At 68.3% G+C, this 16143-nt stretch carries 19 protein-coding genes and 1 tRNA gene; 2 read left to right on the top strand and 18 right to left on the bottom strand.

All coding sequences use genetic code 11. The features are described 5' to 3' along the window. Positions 1-73 precede the first annotated feature (73 nt). The 16 genes from guaA to rplO all read right to left on the bottom strand — a co-directional run bounded on the left by guaA (position 74) and on the right by rplO (position 13447). Positions 74-1627 carry a glutamine-hydrolyzing GMP synthase gene (guaA, locus tag ACP2AD_RS01880; protein WP_425228376.1) on the bottom strand — a complete coding sequence of 518 codons (1554 nt, stop codon included), beginning with the start codon at positions 1625-1627 and terminating at the stop codon, positions 74-76. Between the two features lie 59 nt (positions 1628-1686). Next, positions 1687-2121 carry a hypothetical protein gene (locus tag ACP2AD_RS01875; RefSeq protein ID WP_425228375.1) on the bottom strand — a complete coding sequence of 145 codons (435 nt, stop codon included), beginning with the start codon at positions 2119-2121 and terminating at the stop codon, positions 1687-1689. A gap of 52 nt (positions 2122-2173) precedes the next feature. Beyond that, positions 2174-2602 (bottom strand): 50S ribosomal protein L17, encoded by a 429-nt coding sequence (rplQ, locus tag ACP2AD_RS01870; protein ID WP_425228374.1) that lies wholly within the window; start codon positions 2600-2602, stop codon positions 2174-2176. A 106-nt stretch (positions 2603-2708) separates the two neighbouring features. After that, the gene (locus tag ACP2AD_RS01865) at positions 2709-3491 is read right to left on the bottom strand and encodes a hypothetical protein (RefSeq protein WP_425228373.1); all 783 of its coding nucleotides are present in this window, start codon (positions 3489-3491) and stop codon (positions 2709-2711) included. After that, positions 3491-4552, bottom strand: a complete 1062-nt coding sequence (locus ACP2AD_RS01860; RefSeq protein WP_425228372.1) for a hypothetical protein — start codon at positions 4550-4552, stop codon at positions 3491-3493. Before ACP2AD_RS01860 ends, ACP2AD_RS01865 begins: the two co-directional genes overlap by 1 nt. A 291-nt stretch (positions 4553-4843) precedes the next feature. Further along, positions 4844-5911, bottom strand: coding sequence for a DNA-directed RNA polymerase subunit alpha (locus tag ACP2AD_RS01855; protein WP_425228371.1), 1068 nt, complete (start codon positions 5909-5911; stop codon positions 4844-4846). Positions 5912-6012: 101 nt separating this feature from the next. Then, positions 6013-6402, bottom strand: coding sequence for a 30S ribosomal protein S11 (gene rpsK / locus ACP2AD_RS01850; protein WP_019516037.1), 390 nt, complete (start codon positions 6400-6402; stop codon positions 6013-6015). Positions 6403-6480: 78 nt separating this feature from the next. Next, positions 6481-6849 (bottom strand): 30S ribosomal protein S13, encoded by a 369-nt coding sequence (gene rpsM, locus ACP2AD_RS01845; protein ID WP_425228370.1) that lies wholly within the window; start codon positions 6847-6849, stop codon positions 6481-6483. A 226-nt stretch (positions 6850-7075) separates the two neighbouring features. After that, positions 7076-7660, bottom strand: coding sequence for a hypothetical protein (locus ACP2AD_RS01840; RefSeq protein ID WP_425228369.1), 585 nt, complete (start codon positions 7658-7660; stop codon positions 7076-7078). A 130-nt stretch (positions 7661-7790) separates the two neighbouring features. Further along, positions 7791-9053 carry a sensor histidine kinase gene (locus ACP2AD_RS01835; protein ID WP_425228368.1) on the bottom strand — a complete coding sequence of 421 codons (1263 nt, stop codon included), beginning with the start codon at positions 9051-9053 and terminating at the stop codon, positions 7791-7793. Between the two features lie 86 nt (positions 9054-9139). After that, the gene (locus tag ACP2AD_RS01830) at positions 9140-9826 is read right to left on the bottom strand and encodes a winged helix-turn-helix domain-containing protein (protein ID WP_425228367.1); all 687 of its coding nucleotides are present in this window, start codon (positions 9824-9826) and stop codon (positions 9140-9142) included. A gap of 196 nt (positions 9827-10022) precedes the next feature. Further along, positions 10023-10160 carry a hypothetical protein gene (locus ACP2AD_RS01825; RefSeq protein ID WP_425228366.1) on the bottom strand — a complete coding sequence of 46 codons (138 nt, stop codon included), beginning with the start codon at positions 10158-10160 and terminating at the stop codon, positions 10023-10025. Between the two features lie 164 nt (positions 10161-10324). Continuing rightward, positions 10325-10543, bottom strand: coding sequence for a hypothetical protein (locus ACP2AD_RS01820; RefSeq protein ID WP_425228365.1), 219 nt, complete (start codon positions 10541-10543; stop codon positions 10325-10327). A 95-nt stretch (positions 10544-10638) separates the two neighbouring features. Next, positions 10639-11286: an adenylate kinase gene (locus ACP2AD_RS01815; protein ID WP_425228364.1), complete on the bottom strand. Its 648-nt coding sequence runs from the start codon at positions 11284-11286 to the stop codon at positions 10639-10641. A gap of 29 nt (positions 11287-11315) precedes the next feature. Beyond that, positions 11316-12686, bottom strand: coding sequence for a preprotein translocase subunit SecY (gene secY, locus ACP2AD_RS01810; RefSeq protein ID WP_425228363.1), 1371 nt, complete (start codon positions 12684-12686; stop codon positions 11316-11318). A 221-nt stretch (positions 12687-12907) separates the two neighbouring features. Next, positions 12908-13447 carry a 50S ribosomal protein L15 gene (rplO, locus tag ACP2AD_RS01805; RefSeq protein WP_425228362.1) on the bottom strand — a complete coding sequence of 180 codons (540 nt, stop codon included), beginning with the start codon at positions 13445-13447 and terminating at the stop codon, positions 12908-12910. 363 nt (positions 13448-13810) lie between these two features. On the opposite strand from rplO, the gene ACP2AD_RS01800 reads away from it, so the two are divergent. Both ACP2AD_RS01800 and ACP2AD_RS01795 read left to right on the top strand, forming a co-directional pair. After that, positions 13811-15001 (top strand): CaiB/BaiF CoA transferase family protein, encoded by a 1191-nt coding sequence (locus ACP2AD_RS01800; protein WP_425228361.1) that lies wholly within the window; start codon positions 13811-13813, stop codon positions 14999-15001. Positions 15002-15117: 116 nt separating this feature from the next. Beyond that, positions 15118-15432, top strand: a complete 315-nt coding sequence (locus ACP2AD_RS01795; protein WP_425228360.1) for an NAD(P)-binding protein — start codon at positions 15118-15120, stop codon at positions 15430-15432. Positions 15433-15547: 115 nt separating this feature from the next. Here the strand turns inward: ACP2AD_RS01795 and ACP2AD_RS01790 are convergent. Together ACP2AD_RS01790 and ACP2AD_RS01785 are read right to left on the bottom strand one after the other, a co-directional pair. Continuing rightward, positions 15548-15622, bottom strand: a tRNA-Val gene (locus ACP2AD_RS01790). 214 nt (positions 15623-15836) lie between these two features. After that, positions 15837-16109, bottom strand: coding sequence for an HU family DNA-binding protein (locus ACP2AD_RS01785; protein ID WP_425228359.1), 273 nt, complete (start codon positions 16107-16109; stop codon positions 15837-15839). Positions 16110-16143 lie beyond the last annotated feature (34 nt).

The raw sequence follows: 16143 nt of genomic DNA, 5'->3' as shown, positions 1-16143 counted from the left end.
GTCATTACCTTTTCGCCGCCTTATCGATCGGGCGCGGCCGAGAAACGCCGCTCAACAGTTGGCCGCGCTGCGGCTACTCCCACTCGATTGTTCCCGGCGGCTTCGACGTATAGTCGTACACCACCCGGTTCACGCCGCGCACCTCGTTGACGATACGGGTCGCCACCCTTGGCAGGAAGTCGCCCGGGAAGCCGAAACACTCCGCCGTCATCCCGTCGGTCGAGGTCACTGCGCGCAACGCGAGGACATTGTCATAGGTGCGGCCGTCGCCCATCACCCCGACGCTGCGCACCGGCAGCAGTACCGCGAACGCCTGCCAGATGGCGTCGTACAGCCCCGCATTCCTGATCTCTTCCAGGTAGATCGCGTCCGCCTTGCGCAGCGTGTCGCACCGTTCCTTTGTCACCTCGCCGGGAATACGGATCGCCAGCCCTGGCCCCGGAAACGGATGCCTCCCGACGAACGCCTCGCTCAGCCCCAGCTCGCGGCCCAGCGCGCGGACCTCGTCCTTGAACAGTTCGCGCAGCGGCTCGACCAGCGCCATGTCCATCCGCTCGGGTAGCCCGCCGACATTGTGGTGGCTCTTGATCGTCACCGACGGCCCGCCCGTAAAGCTGACGCTCTCGATCACGTCAGGATAGAGCGTCCCCTGCGCCAGGAACTTCGCGCCGCCGATCTTGCGCGCTTCCGCCTCGAATACCTCGATGAAGGTTCTGCCAATGAACTTGCGCTTCGCCTCCGGATCGGTGGCGCCCGCCAGCCCGTCGAGGAACAGCGTCTCCGCTTCCACATGGACGAGGGGGATGTTGTAATGGCCGCGGAACAGCGACACGACCTGCTCCGCTTCGCCCGTCCGCATCAGCCCGTGGTCCACGAACACACAGGTCAGCTGCTCGCCGACGGCTTCGTGGATCAGCACGGCGGCGACCGCGGAATCGACCCCGCCCGAAAGCCCGCAGATCACGCGCCCGGCGCCAACCTGTGCGCGGATGTCGGCGATCTTCGCAGCGCGATATTCCGCCATCGTCCAGTCGCCTGCGCACCCGCAGACATGGCGCACGAAATTGGCGAGCAGCTTCGCGCCGTCAGGGGTATGGACGACCTCCGGGTGAAATTGCATCGCGTAGCGGCGGCGCTCGTCGTCGGCGATCACCGCGAACGGCGCGCCGGCGCTCTGCGCCACCGGTCGAAAGCCGGGCGCCAGCGTCGTCACCTTGTCGCCGTGGCTCATCCACACCTGGTGCGTCTCACCCGGCCGCCACAGCCCGTCGAAGAGCGCGCAGCCGTCGGTGATCTCGATGAACGCGCGGCCGAACTCGCCGCTGTCGCCCAGCACGACCGTGCCGCCGCCCTGTGCGGTCATCACCTGCTGGCCGTAGCAGATGCCCAGCACCGGCAGCCCCGAGTCCCAGATCGTGGCGGGCACCCGCGGCGACCCCTCGTCCAGCACCGAGGCCGGCGACCCCGACAGGATCACACCCCGCGGCCGCAGCCGCGCGAACGCCTCGGCTGCCGTGGTGAACGGCGCGATCTCCGAATAAACCCCGGCCTCGCGCACCCGCCGCGCGATCAGCTGGGTCACCTGGCTGCCGAAGTCGATAATGAGGATGGTGTCGGGGTGGCGCATGGCCATGCGCATAGCAAAGCCGGACGGGCGTGCCACCATGATGGCGGCAATCAGTCAGGTCAGTCGGCGAACAGCCATTCGATTGCAGCGTCTTCGTCGAAGAAGATCTGAAAATTGGGATCGTGGACGGTACGCTGGAACTGCATCTTCTGCAGCATGCCGCCGAGCAGCATTGCCACCCGCTCTGACGCGGGGCCTTGGCTCTGCGCCAGGGCCTGCATGTTGGCGATGATGTGCTGCGGCATCACCGCCGCCGTGCGTGCATCGACCAGCGTGCGAAGCGATCCGAACGGGGCACCTGCCGCCACGAGTTTTTCGATAGCCGACCCTGCCGCCGCGCCGAACGCCGCTCCGGTGCGCGCGTCCCACAACCCGTTCATCACGAAGTGCAGGTGGCGGCGCGATGGGTCGACCGCTACCGTGAACAGCGGATCGCTGGCGGTCACGATCAGCCGGCCCCCTGGCTTGGGCGCGATGGGGGGAGCGTCGGACATGCCGCTCTTGTCGCCGCCAAACACTACCGTCCCGTTAAGCACGCGCGCGGCATCACGCCGCCAGGTCGTAATCCTCGTCGTCGTCGCTCATCACCGGGCCGCTGTCCTGGCCCTTGGCGCTGACGTCGCGATCGACGAACTCGATGATCGCCATGGGCGAGGCGTCCGAGGCGCGGATGCCCGCCTTGATGACACGGGTGTAGCCGCCGTTACGCGCCGCGTACCGCTCGGCCAGCACCTCGAACAGCTTGACCAGCTGCGTATCGTCGAGCAGCCGGGCATGCGCCAGGCGGCGGTTCGACAGCCCGCCCTTCTTGGCCAGCGTGATCAGCTTCTCGACATAGGGCCGCAGCTCCTTGGCCTTGGCGACCGTGGTCGTGATCTGCTCGTGCTTGATAAGGGCCGCCGCCATGTTGCGGAACAGGGCCGCGCGATGGGCGGAGGTACGCTGCAGCTTACGGCCGCCGACGCGATGACGCATGATCTGGTCCTTTCAGGTTCGTCCGCGACCCGGATCAGGTAGTCGCAGCCAGGCGGAAGGAACCCGCCCGGAGAAGGAGGAGCTGAACCACCGGCGCGCCCGAAAGTCAAGCAGCGGCGGCGAGACAGCTCATCACGTAGCGCGTCCGCAGGGTGATCGCGCCGTAGCGACGCAGGAACGACTGGAATTGTGAAACCCGGTCCGCCGGCGGGCCTTCCAAGGTGTAGATCACGCCCTCGCCGCGCGGCAACAGACAGGCGACCGCACGCGCCAGGCCGGTCTCGCTCGTGCTGCCGTCGTTGATGGTGAGGGGCACGCCGGTCAGCGATCGCCCGGACGTCAGGTCCCACCGGCGGCCGGGCCACGCCATGCCCGCCCGCGGCGGCGGCGTGAAGACGGCGGCGGTCCGGCGGTCCGGCGAGACCACGACGCGCGACAGGTTCCCCGCCCGCGCCGCCAGGCCCCGCGGCAGCAGCCGACGGTCGTCGGGCACGCCCCGGTCGGTACCAATGGGCGTCCGCACGGCCCATCCGCTCGCCTCTGCATCGATCCGCTGCCCGCGCGGGGCAAGCGTGCGAGCGTCGAACAGCAGCACGACGCTTTCGGACTCGGTTGCGCCGTCGCGATCCGCCGCGATCTCCAGCGTCCGGCCGTCCGCGCTCCATCGCGCCGCGCCCAGCGTGAAGCCGGCCACGTCGTGCGACAGCGTGACGCGCCCGTCCCGCCACAGCCCCAGCCAGCGCAAGCCGATCAGCACCGTGGTCGCCGGTGTCGCCGCCGCCCGTGTCGCTGGCGGTGCCGCCGCTGGTCGCCGCGGCGGACGCGCGCGGCCCGCCGCCCCGCCGAGCGCCAGCGCCGCCGCGACGAGCAGGATCAGCCGCCCGCGCATCAGCCCGGCTGCGCCAGCACGTGCGCGACATAGTTCGGATCGCCCGGCGCCTGGCCCCCCGACCGCGTGTTGCGTTCCGCCCCCGTCACCTGCCGCCAGCTGCCCACCCCGGCCGCATCGACATCGGGCACCGGCGGGCTCTTCATCGGCTGGCCGTTCGGCGCCTTGCGCGTCGCCGACACCAGCGTCGTCAGCAGCGGCTCGAACTCATGGATATAGTCCAGATACTGGCCATCCGCCTTGACGCCGAACCCGTTATACGCGCGTAGCCCCTCCCAATCCTGCTGTTCGGCGGTCAGCGCGGGCAGCGTGACGTGCAGCGGCGGCTGCCCCTCCGCACGGCGCCACTCGTTCAGCGCCCCGACCTCGCCCGTCCAGCGCGCCGACGCCATGATCCGCGTGTGCAGTGTGCTGCCCGATGCACGCTTGCCACGGAACCGCACCTGCAGCGTCGCCGCATTGGTGCGCCAGTTCCACGCGTCGTCGGCGCTCGGCGGCGGGTTGGTCAGCTGCCCGAGCCCGACGCCGCGGAGCCGGTCTTGCGACCAGTTGGGATTGAGCGCGGTCGCGGGCAGACCGCCGCGGCCGTCATTGAACTGCGCCCCGCCGCTTTCCTGCTGGATCATCTGCCGCATCAGCTTGGTCTGCACCGCCGCGCTCAGCTCCGCGGCGGTCGGATTGGTGCCGCCGATCAGGATGTCGTCGCGCGTCGCGGACAGCTTCTGCGTGCCGATCGTCACCTCCAGCCGAACGGTCAGCCGCCCGCCCATCACCTCGGTGAACGGCACGCGCGCCGGGTTGCCCATGATCGGCGCGATCGCGGGATGGGTACGCGCGCGGCCCGGCCGGGTCAGGCCATGCGCCACGGCGATGAACCCCGGATAGGCCAGCGCCACGTGCCAGACGAGGACGGCGTTGGGCGGCAGCGGGGTCGGCGGCACCGGCGGCGCGCCGGGTCGCGGCGGCTCGCCCATGACCGCGGTCAGGACGATCTCCGGCATCGCCGGAACACTCGACAGGTTGAACCGCGTCGCCGTCGCGTTGATCGTCAGCTGCGTCATGCCGATCCCCGCTCGATCCCGTTCGAGCTTGAGTGACAGATGCGTGGCTAACCCACGCTAAGTCAAGCGAACTATGGCATGCTGCTCCGCTGTGCGTAGAGGACGGCGCACTCGATTTTGCAGCACGCACCGGCCAGAACGCAATGGGGACACCCCTCGTTCAAGGGTGCCCCCGTAAGGCTCGCATGGCCCGCCGCGGCAACGCCGCGTGGTCGAACGGGACGGCTTGGCCGACCCCGCCGGCCGCGGTGATCGCCGCGGCGCGGATTAGCCTGCGCTAATCCGCTGCGATCAGCCCATGATTTCCTGCTCGAGCTTCTTGGCCATTTCCTCGATGTTCTCCGGCGGCCAGCCCGGGATTTCCATCCCCAGCCGCAGCCCCATCGACGACAGCACTTCCTTGATCTCGTTCAACGACTTGCGGCCGAAGTTCGGCGTGCGTAGCATCTCGGCCTCGGTCTTGCCGACCAGATCGCCGATATAGATGATGTTGTCGTTCTTGAGACAGTTGGCGCTGCGCACCGACAGCTCCAGCTCGTCGACCTTCTTGAGCAGGTAGCGGTTGATCTGCTGCGTGTCGCCGGTGATCTCGGCGACCTGGGTCGGCATCGCGGTCTGACCGATCGGCGCCGAGCGCGGCATCGCACCCTCGTCGAACTGCACGAACAGCGCCAGCTGGTCCTGCAGGATGCGCCCGGCATAGCCCACCGCATCGTCGGGCGAGATCGTGCCGTCGGTCTCGACCGTCAGCGTCAGCCGGTCATAGTCCAGATCCTGCCCGACACGGGTCGGATCGACCTTGTAGCTGACCTGGCGCACCGGCGAATACAGCGCGTCGACGGGGATCAGACCGATCGGCGCATCGGCCGGCCGGTTCGCGGTCGCAGGCACATAGCCCTTCCCGATATCGGCGGTCAGCTCCATGTTGAGCGTGGCACCCTCGTCGAGGTGGCAGATCAGCAGATCCTTGTTCATGATCTCGATATCGCCGCTGACCGCGATATCGCCCGCCTTCACGTCGGCCGGGCCGGTTGCGGACAGCTGCAGCCGCTTGGGGCCTTCGCCCTGCATGCGGATCGCGATCTGCTTCACGTTGAGGACGATGTCGGTCACGTCCTCCCGCACCCCGGCGAGCGAGGAGAACTCGTGCAGCACGTTCTCGATCTTGATCGAGGTGACGGCGGCGCCCTGCAGGCTGGACAGCAGCACGCGCCGCAGCGCGTTGCCGAGCGTCAGCCCGAAGCCCCGCTCCAACGGCTCGGCGACGAAGGTCGCCCGGCGCTTGCCGTCACCCCCCGCCTTGCGCTCCAGCGCGTTGGGCTTCTTCAGTTCCTGCCAGTTCTTCGCATTGACGGCCAAGGCTTTGGTCCCCTGGTTGGGCCGCAAGGGAAAACGTTGCGGCCGGGAATGGAAAGGCGCCGGCGCGTCCGCCGGAGCCGAAAGGTCACACTAGGGTCACACTAAACGCGACGACGCTTGGACGGGCGGACGCCGTTGTGCGGGATCGAGGTGACGTCGCGGATCGAGGTGATCTGAAAGCCGACCGCCTGCAGCGCGCGCAGCGCCGACTCGCGGCCCGAGCCCGGACCCTTGACCTCGACCTCGAGCGTGCGGACGCCATGCTCGGCGGCCTTCTTGCCCGCGTCCTCGGCCGCGACCTGCGCCGCATAAGGCGTCGACTTGCGCGAGCCCTTGAACCCCATCATCCCGGCGCTGGACCAGCTGATCGCATTGCCCTGCGCGTCGGTGATGGTGATCATGGTGTTGTTGAAGCTGGCGTTGACGTGGGCGACGCCCGCCGTGATGTTCTTGCGCTCGCGACGGCGAATGCGCTGGGGTGCTTGAGCCATGTGGCTGGTCCTGACCTGAAATCTGGAAGCGGCGATTGCCGGAAGTAGAGGCTAAGTAGAGGCTCGATCGGCCGCCGCTTACTTCTTCTTGCCGGCGATCGGCTTGGCCTTGCCCTTGCGGGTGCGCGCGTTGGTGTGCGTGCGCTGGCCGTGCACGGGCAGACCCTTGCGATGACGAAGGCCGCGATAGCAGGCCAGGTCCATCAGCCGCTTGATGTTCATCGCCGTCTCGCGGCGCAGGTCGCCCTCGACACTATGATCGGCGTCGATCGTCTCACGGATCTGCAGCACTTCCTGATCGGTCAGGTCCTGCACCCGGCGCTCGGGCGCGATGCTCAGCTTGTCGGTGATCTGCTTGGCCTTGGCCGGGCCGATCCCGTGAATGTACGTCAGCGCGATCACCACGCGCTTGTTGGTCGGGATGTTGACCCCCGCAATACGTGCCATGAAACCTGTTCTCCTGCTCCACGGGACCGGCATGGCAGCACGGCACCCATCTCGACGCGTTGCATTCCGAAACGCACAGCTCCTGAACGCATAAGCGCGGCGAGCGCAAAAGAGCGCCGCCGGGAACCGGTGGTCGGAAGTGACCCTCAGTTAGGCGTCGGCCCCGGCGCTGTCAACGGTTGCGGAACCATAAACGCGATCACGCGTGCACTATCGGCAGCAACGCTCAGCGCCAGACGTTGATCACCTGCAGGATGTCGCCGACGCCGCCATAGCGCGCGGCATAGGTGCCGTTGTTCCATTGTTCGTTGACCTTGCCGTCCCACGGATCGAGGAACACGACCGCGCCGTTGTTGGCCATGCGCGCGGCGCAGACGAAGTGGGCCCCGTTGCCGGCCGGACGCCAGCGGACAAAGGCGATCACCGCCTTGCCCGGCCCCAGGTTGACGGGGTTGATCGACTGCGCACCGATGAAGTTCGCGTGCAGGCCCTCATTCTGCAGCCCGGTCGCCACCTGGCTGGAGAACAGCCCGAACTGGGAAAAGGTGCTCCCCATGCTGCTCTGGTTCTTCGGAAAGGCGCCGGGGTTGTAGCAGACCGGAAAGCGATCGCCTCCGGCGGCGTTCATTGCGCCGCGCACCGCGCCGCTGAACACTCGCTGCGCGAGCGGCCATTCGTCCTCGTCGATGCACTGCTGCTTGACCAGGCCCCGCGCCATCCAGATGCTGGCGACGCCGCACGAGCTCGCCTGCTCCTGCTTCCAGACCTCATAAGTGTTGCGGTCGCTGTCCGATTCAATGCTGACGGTCATGGCCCCTCCGGCGGATCAAGTACGGGGAGGAGCGACCCGCCCGGCCCGGTGGTCCCCACCACCTTTTGAACGCCGCGACCGCCGCACCATAGCATCGTCCCGCCGCGGCGCGACCGGCTCCGTCGCTTTTTCACCGCACCGGCAACACGAGCCGAGCGATCAGCCCGGGCTCGTTCGCGACCAGCTCGAACCGGCCGCCGTGGAGTCGCGCCACCGCCTCGACCAGCGCCATGCCCAGCCCCGCGCCCGGGGTCGATCGCGCCGCATCGAGCCGCCCGAAGCGTTTCAGCGCGTGGGTGCGATCCGCCGCGGCGATGCCGGGGCCGCGGTCCTCCACCGAGATCGCCACCGCCCCCGCAGGCGCGGTCAGCCGCAACGTCACCTCGCCGCCGCTGCCGCCATGCTTGATCGCATTGTCGAGCAGGTTGGCGACCGCCTGGCTCAGCAACTCGCGATGCAGCAACATCGCCGCGGGCTCGACATCGAGCGCCAGCGTGAAGGCAAGCCCCGCCTCCTCGGCCACCGGCTGATACAGATCGGCGATCTCCGCCACCAGGTCGCCGGGCGCCGCGGGCTGCAGCCGATCCTTCGCCACCGCTTCCGACCGGCTGATCTCGATCGCCGTGGTCAGCATCCGCATCACCAGGTCGGTCTCGACGATGAGCCCGTTCAGCGCCGCCTCCCGCACCCCCGCATCCGCCAGCGCCGCCTGTTCCGCGCGCGTCCGCAGCCGCGCGAGCGGCGAGCGCAGGTCGTGCGCCAGCCCGTCGGTGACGACGCGCAGCTCGCTCATCAGCCGCTCGATCTTTTCCAGCATCGCGTCCAGCCGCCCGGCCAGCCGATCGAACGCATCGCCCCCCGCCTCGCCGCCGCCGCCGCCGACCCGGCGCGACAGGTCGCCGCCGCCCGCCGCATCGATCACGGCGGCAATGCGATCGAGCCGCCGGCCGACATAGCGCGCCAGCACCAGGCCGGCGGCGACACCGAGCACCAGCGATAGCAGGGCGGCGATGCCGAGCGCCCGCTCCAGCGCGCGCTGCTCGGCCGCGAGCAGGTCCAGGCTGCGCCCGGCCAGCAGCCAGTCCTCACCCACCGGGTGCAGCGCATAGGCAACGTCGCGGGCGGCGCCATCGCGATCCAGCGCGGCGACGCGGAAACCGGTGCGCTGCAGCGGCACGCCCAGCGGCGCGGGCAGGTTGCCGGCCAGCCGCCTTCCGTGCGCGTCGGCCAGGCCCAGCACCTGCGCCTGATCGCGCGGCACGGCGGCGTCGTGGAGCGCGGTCCGCAGCGCGGGCATGCCGCCCGACCGCCAAACCGCCTCCAGCGCATCGGCCTGCTCCACCGTCTCTCGCCGGACCGCGTCGAGCGCATTGGTCCGCGTCTGCCGCCACACCGCGGCGACCAGGAACAGGTTGGAGGCGAGCGCCAGCGCGATCGACAGCAGTGCGATCCGCGCCGTGACCGAAAGGCGCGGCGTCGTCAGGCGGCCAGCCTGTACCCCGCGCCGCGCACGGTGTGGAGGATCGGCGTCGCAAAGCCCTCCTCCAGTTTGCGCCGCAGCCGGCCGATATGGACGTCGACGACGTTCGAGCCCGGGTCGAAATGATAGTTCCAGATCTTCTCCAGCATCATCGTGCGGGTGACGACCTGGCCGGCATGGCGGGCGAGGAACTCCAGCAGGCTGAACTCGCGCGCGCCCAGCGGCACGACCCGCCCGGCGCGGGTGACGGTGCGGGCGAGCAGGTCGATCTCCAGGTCACCGACGGTCAGCCGCGTCCGCTGTCGCTCGCCGCCGCTCCGCTCCGCCCGGCGGAACAGGGCGTCGACGCGCGCAAACAGCTCGGCAAAGGAAAAGGGCTTGCACAGGTAATCATCGGCGCCCGCGCGCAGGCCGTCCACCCGATCGTCGACACTGGCGAGCGCGGTCAGCATCAGCACGGGGGTGGTGATCCCAGCGGCCCGCACCGCGCTCACCATCGCCAGCCCGTCGAGCCCGGGCAGCATGCGGTCGGCGACGATCAGGTCGAAGATGCCCTCGCTCGCCAGGAACAGCCCGTCGCGGCCGTTGCCGCACCGCTCCACCGCATAGCCGGCCTCCGCCATGCCCTTGGCGAGATAGTCGGCGGTGGACGCATCGTCCTCGACGATCAGGATCTTGCGGGTCATTCCTGTCCCTCTACGCCGCGCCCGGCCGGGAAGGGAATGGGGCCGGCGACCACACACCGTCGCCGGCCCCTCGACACCCTCCGGGAGTTCGGGCGCCGATCCAAGGGAGCTTTCGCTCCTGAAGCCGATGTAGCGGTCCGGCGCGGTGGCGGCGGTGAAGCGCGGGTGAAAAGCCTGTCATTCGCCGTCAGGCCACTCAGGCGAGGCGGGCGGTGTCGACGATCAGGTTTGGGATGGTGGCGGAGGCGATGCGCTCGCCGAACGCGAACTCGGCCCGCTCGGCATAGGCCTCGCCCGCAGGCGCGTGGAGCCGGATGATGCGGCGCCCAATCACATCCGCAACCCAATATTCCGCACTTGCGAGCGCGCGTAAAGACGGAGCTTGCGGCCGAGATCATGGCTCAACTAGCTAGCGGAAACCTCAATCATGATCTGCGCGAACTAAGGCGTGACGAACCGATCCCCCGCCCCCTCCCGCACCACCAGCAGGTCCGCCTCCTACAAATTGTTGTTATCCAATTCAGCCGACACAGGGGTTGTCGCTTTGAACCCTCTCACCTGCCGTACCGCGAGCCCGACGGCCATCGTCAGCTCAAACAACGTATCGCCGTGCGGAAAACACAGCGGCGCCACCGTGAAGATTTCTCCGTCGATGAGCTCCACGCGCCTAAGCCCCTCGAAGGCGCCAGACTCGTCGAGCGTGAGGAAATCGCTCACCGTGAGCGGTACACGCTGTGGCCCCGCTCCCGCATCGGCACTAACGCGCTGCTCGCTTCCCATTGCCCCTTCCTACCATATCAGCGGAATGCGGCCTACCCGTCTAGCACAGCCCCGATCGCGGCCGTCACCTGCTCGATGTCGGCCATGCCGTCGACCTGCGCGACCAGCCCGCGCGCGACGTAGAAGGGCAGGATCGGCGCGGTCTCGCCCCGATAGATGCTCATTCGGGTTGCGATCGTCTCCGCGGTGTCGTCGGGGCGGCGCTTGAAACTGGTCGATCCGCAGACATCGCAGACGCCCGCCACCGCCGGCTGTTTGAAGCGGTCGTGATACCCCTCGCCGCACTGCGCGCAGGTGTAGCGCCCGACGATGCGTTCGGTCAGCACCGCTTCGTCGACCGTCAGCTCGATGACATGATCCAGCTGCTGCCCGCGCTCCGCCAGCAGCAGGTCGAGCGCCTCGGCCTGCGCCGCCGTCCGCGGGAAGCCGTCGAAGATCACGCCGCTGCCGGTATCGCCCTGATCCAGCCGCTCCCCGATCAGCGCCGACACGATCGGGTCCGAAACCAGCGCGCCCGACGCCATCACCGCCTTGGCCTGCAGCCCGACCGGCGTCTCCGCCTTGACCGCGGCACGCAGCATGTCGCCGGTCGACAGCTGCACCATGCCGCGGCGCGCGACCAGGCTGCTCGCCTGCGTACCCTTGCCCGCGCCCGGCGGCCCCAACAGGATGATGTTCACGGGCTTTCGCTCCCCTTCCGCCGCCACGCTTAACGCAGCCGGCCGCCCTTCAGCTTCGCCTTCTTGATGAGGTCGCCATATTGATGCGCCAGCAGATGGCTCTGGATCTGCGTCACCGTGTCCATCGTCACATTGACGACGATCAACAGCGACGTGCCGCCCAGGTAGAACGGAATGCTGAGCGCGGTGACCAGATATTCCGGCAGCAGGCAGATCACGACCAGATAGGCGGCCCCGATTACCGTGATGCGGGTGAGCACGTAATCGAAGTACGTCTCGGTGTTCTTGCCGGGCCGGATGCCGGGGATGAAGCCGCCATAGCGCTTCAGATTGTCCGCCGTCTCCTCCGGGTTGAACACCACCGCGGTGTAGAAGAAGGAGAAGAAGATGATCCCGGCGGCGTAGAGCGCCATGTAGACCGGGGAGCCGTGCTGCAGATACTGGTTCAATGTCAGGATGAAGTCGCCCCAGCGGCTCTCGCCCGCGACATGGCTGCCCGCGAACTGGCTGATCGTCAGCGGCATCAGCAGCAAGGACGACGCGAAGATCGGCGGGATCACGCCCGCGGTGTTGATCTTGAGCGGGAGGTGGCTGCGCTCCGCCTGCATCCCACGCTGGGTCTGGCGCTTGGGATATTGGATCAGGATGCGGCGCTGCGCGCGCTCCATGAAGCAGATGAACAGGATCAGCGCGGCGACCGCGACGATGATGCCGCCCAGCTGCGCCCCGCCGATATTGCCCTGGCCCGACCGTGCGCTTTCCAAGAGGTTGACCAGCGTCGTCGGCAGGTTGGCGACGATGCCCGCCATGATGATGAGCGACACGCCGTTGCCGATGCCGCGGCTGGTGATCTGTTCGCCCAGCCACATCAGGAACATGGTGCCGCCGATCAGGCTGATGACCGCGGCGACGCGGAACAGCATGCCGGGCTCCACCACCGCCTGCACGCCCTGGTTGGCGCCGATCGTCTCCAGCCCGACAGAGATGAAATAGCCCTGGATCGCGGTGAGCAGCACCGTACCGTAGCGGGTATACTGGTTGAGCTTCTTGCGCCCGCTCTCGCCCTCCTTCTTGATCGCGGCGAGCTGCGGCGACAGCGAGGTGGCGAGCTGCACGACGATCGAGGCGGTGATGTAGGGCATCACGCCGAGCGCAATCAGGCTCATCCGCTTGAGCGAGCCGCCGGAGAAGGTGTTGAAGAAGTCGAGCACGCCGCCGTTGGTGCGGTCCGACAGCAGGCCCAGCGCGGTCGGATCGATCCCCGGCAACGGCACATAGCTGAGTGCGCGGAACACGATCAGCGCGCCGATCGTGAACCACAGCCGCTTCTTGAGGTCGGTCGCCTGGGCGAGCCTGCCTGGGCTCAGGCCAATGGAAAGTCGGTCGGCTGCGGATGCCATGAAGAAGTCCCGAGATGGTCGGCGGATCGGCCGTTGCCGCGGTCATATAGGTGGCGGGAGGCACTTGTCTAATGGCGCCGCGCTCCTGCGAAGGCAGGAGCCCGGGCCCTCGCACGCCGTCTCCGCGCCGTTATGCCGGCATTGCGCCGCCATCCACCTTGCCGCACGCCGATCGCCTGCGGCCGGTTGGGCCCGGCGCACTTGCCGGGCGACGCAGGCGATCAGGCCTTGAACGACGCCTTGTGCGCCTGACGCTCCTTGTACTTGACGCCCTTCTTCGCCGCCGCCTTGTCGGCGGGGCTGACGACCTCGATCACCGCGACCGTGCCGCCCGCGGCCTCGACCGCAGCGCGCGCGCCGGCGCTGACCCCGGCGACGGTGAAGTTGAGCACCGCGGTCAGCGTGCCCTTGGCGAGCAGGCGAACGCCGTCCTTGCCGCCGCGCGCCAGCCCCGCGGCCTTGAGCGCCGCATGATCGACCGTGGCCCCGGTCAGCGTGCCGGCATCGACCGCCTTCTGGATCGCGCCCAGGTTCACCTCGGCATGATCTTTGGCGAAGATGTTGTTGAAGCCGCGCTTGGGCAGCCGCATGTGGAGCGGCATCTGCCCGCCCTCGAAGCCCGCAATGGAGACGCCCTCGCGGCTCTTCTGCCCCTTCTGCCCGCGCCCGCCGGTCTTGCCCTTGCCGGAGCCGATGCCACGGCCGACGCGGATCTTGGATTTACGCGCGCCAGGATTGTCGCGGAGGTCGTTCAGATTCATGATGATGCACTCGCTTTCGCTATGGTCGCGCGTTGATGGGAAGCGGGGGCGCTTAGCGGGGTAGGGGCGGGTTGTCACCCCCGCGAAGGGAATGCCTCAGACAATGCGCCTTCATTGACCGAAGCGGCAGAGGCCGTGTGGCCGAATTCGGCAAATGCAGCCGACACGCAATTACGCTGGGCCAAAAAGCCCAACACGCTGTCAGACCAATTGAAAACCCTGGTTTGACGCGGGCGGGACCGACCAAACCTGACGCGACCACGGACCGTCCAAGGCGATCACGCTGCAGATATGCGCTTACGTGCGGGCCCCTCTGCGCCGAACCCTTTGCATTGGCGGATTTCCCCGCGCTATCAGGCAGGCATGGCTCCGCTGGCGGGTATCCGCGTCCTCGATTTCGGCCGCTACATCGCCGGTCCCTACTGCGCAGCGCTGCTCGGCGATTATGGCGCGGACGTCATCCGGGTCGAGCGCATCGGCGGCAACGAAGATCGCTTTCCGGTTCCGGTCGCCGCCGACGGCTCGGGCGCGGGTTTCCTTCAGATGAATCGCAACAAGCGTTCGCTTGCGCTGGCGCTGTCGAGCGAAGGCGGCCGCGCGATTGTGCGGCGGCTGGTCGCGACCGCCGATATCGTCGTCGCGAACATGCCCGCCGATGCACTGGCAAAGGCTGGGCTCGATCTCGCCTCGCTGGCGGCGATCAAGCCCGACATCATCCTCGTCACCATGTCCGCATTCGGCGACACGGGTCCGATGGCGGGCCGGGTCGGCTTCGACAGCGTGGGGCAGGCGATGGCGGGCGGCGTGCACCTGACGGGCACGGCCGATCAGCCTTATCGCGCGCAGGTCACCTATGTCGATTATGGCACCGCGCTGCACTGCGCATTTGGTGCAATGGTGGCGCTGCGTGAACGCGATCGGACGGGACAGGGGCAGCAGGTCTCGGGTTCCTTGCTGGGTACCGCGGTGGCGATGACCAACGGGCTGGCGATCGATCATGCGCTGACCGGCGCCGAGCGCCAGCCGCTCGGCAATCGCAGCTTTGGCTCGGCGCCGACGGACATGTTTCGCACCCGCGATGGCTGGATCGTCACGCATGTCGTGGGCAACGCGATCTTCGCGCGCTTGGCCTTGCTGATCGGCGCGCCGGAGCTGATCGACGACCCGCGCTACGCCAACGACATGGCGCGGGGCGACAATGGGGCATCACTGAGCGAGCGGATGACGGCCTGGTGCGCCGGGCGAACGAACGCCGAGGCGATCGCCGCGCTGGGCGAAGCGCGCGTTCCCGCAGGCGAGGTCCTCGCCCCCTCCCAGGTCATCGCGCACCCGCAGGTGCAGGGCGCGGGGCTGGTCGAGAAAATGCATTATCCCGGCACGCCCGCGCCCGCCCCGATCGTGCGCGCGCCGATCCGGCTCAGCGCATCGCCGCGCGCGCCGCTGACGCGCGCACCGCAGGCCGGCGAGCATAGCGCGGCCATTCTCCGCGAACTGGGATATGATGCGGACGACTGCGCGTCGTTCGAGGCGGCGGGCGCGATCAGGCTGACCTGACCGGCCGGACGATCAGACACGGATGTGATGTTGCGCCGCCGCTATCGTCGCGGTTGGACGCTGCTCGCCGCCCTCGGGCAGACCGCTGCCTCAACCGAGGTCAGCAAGGACGTGCCATGTCGCAGCCCAGGGATGCCAAGCGGCTCGACGCGATCGTTGTCGGGGCCGGTTTCGGCGGGATGTATGCGCTTCACCGGTTGCGCGAGATGAGACTGTCGGTCCTCGGCGTCGAGGCGGGTGACGGCGTCGGCGGCATCATGGCGACGGGCCCGCTGTCCGTACCAAAGGGGTCGCGCCACGCGCTTCACGGCATTCGCCGCCTGTTGCGCGACGAGCCGCCGCCATCGCTGGTGAACCCGGAGGCGCTCCCGGCCTGGCGGCGGCGGCGAGATCAACCCCGACCGCCAAGTGCTCCGGCGATCAGCAGCTGACCCGATAGACCCCTCGACGTTCAGCGGCCGGGAGCGGTTCAGCGCCAGTCCCCAAATCATCTGCCAACGCAAATTAGGGGATCGGCTGGGCAACGCCACTAGGTCGTTGACGAAGTGGTGGGCGCGACAGGGATTGAACCTGTGACCCCACCCGTGTGAAGGGTGTGCTCTACCGCTGAGCTACGCGCCCGTGCCCGTGCCCGGCGCATCGGAAGCCGGCCTGTTAGGCAAGGCGCGCGATGGTGTCCAGTGCGACGTGCCGGTCACGCCCTACGGGTTGCTGTCGCCGAAGATCAGCCAGAGCAGGTGTCCCAAGCCAAAGAACAGCAGCGGCCCAAGCAAAATGCCGCACCCAATGGCTGCTCCGGTGGTAAGCCGAAACACGCCCCCATGCGCGCCGCGGCTCAGTTGACGCTGTCCTTCAGCCCCTTGCCGGCCTTGAACTTCGGCTGGCTCGACGCTTTGATGGTCATCGGCTCGCCGGTACGCGGGTTGCGGCCGGTCGAGGCCTTGCGCTTGGATAGCGAGAAGGTGCCGAACCCCACCAGCCGGACCTCATCCCCCCGCTTCAGCGCGCCGGAGATCGCCTCGAACACCGCTTCCACTGCCTTGACCGCATCGCCCTTGGTCAGTCCCGAGGTGTCGGCCACGGCCGCGATCAGCTCCTGTTTGTTCATGCCCCTTGACCCCTCGTCTGCTGGTGTGTGGCGC

This window comes from Sphingomonas sp. (genome assembly GCF_965248875.1).
Lineage (GTDB): Bacteria > Pseudomonadota > Alphaproteobacteria > Sphingomonadales > Sphingomonadaceae > Sphingomonas.
This window is presented reverse-complemented; position numbering and strand designations above follow the sequence as displayed.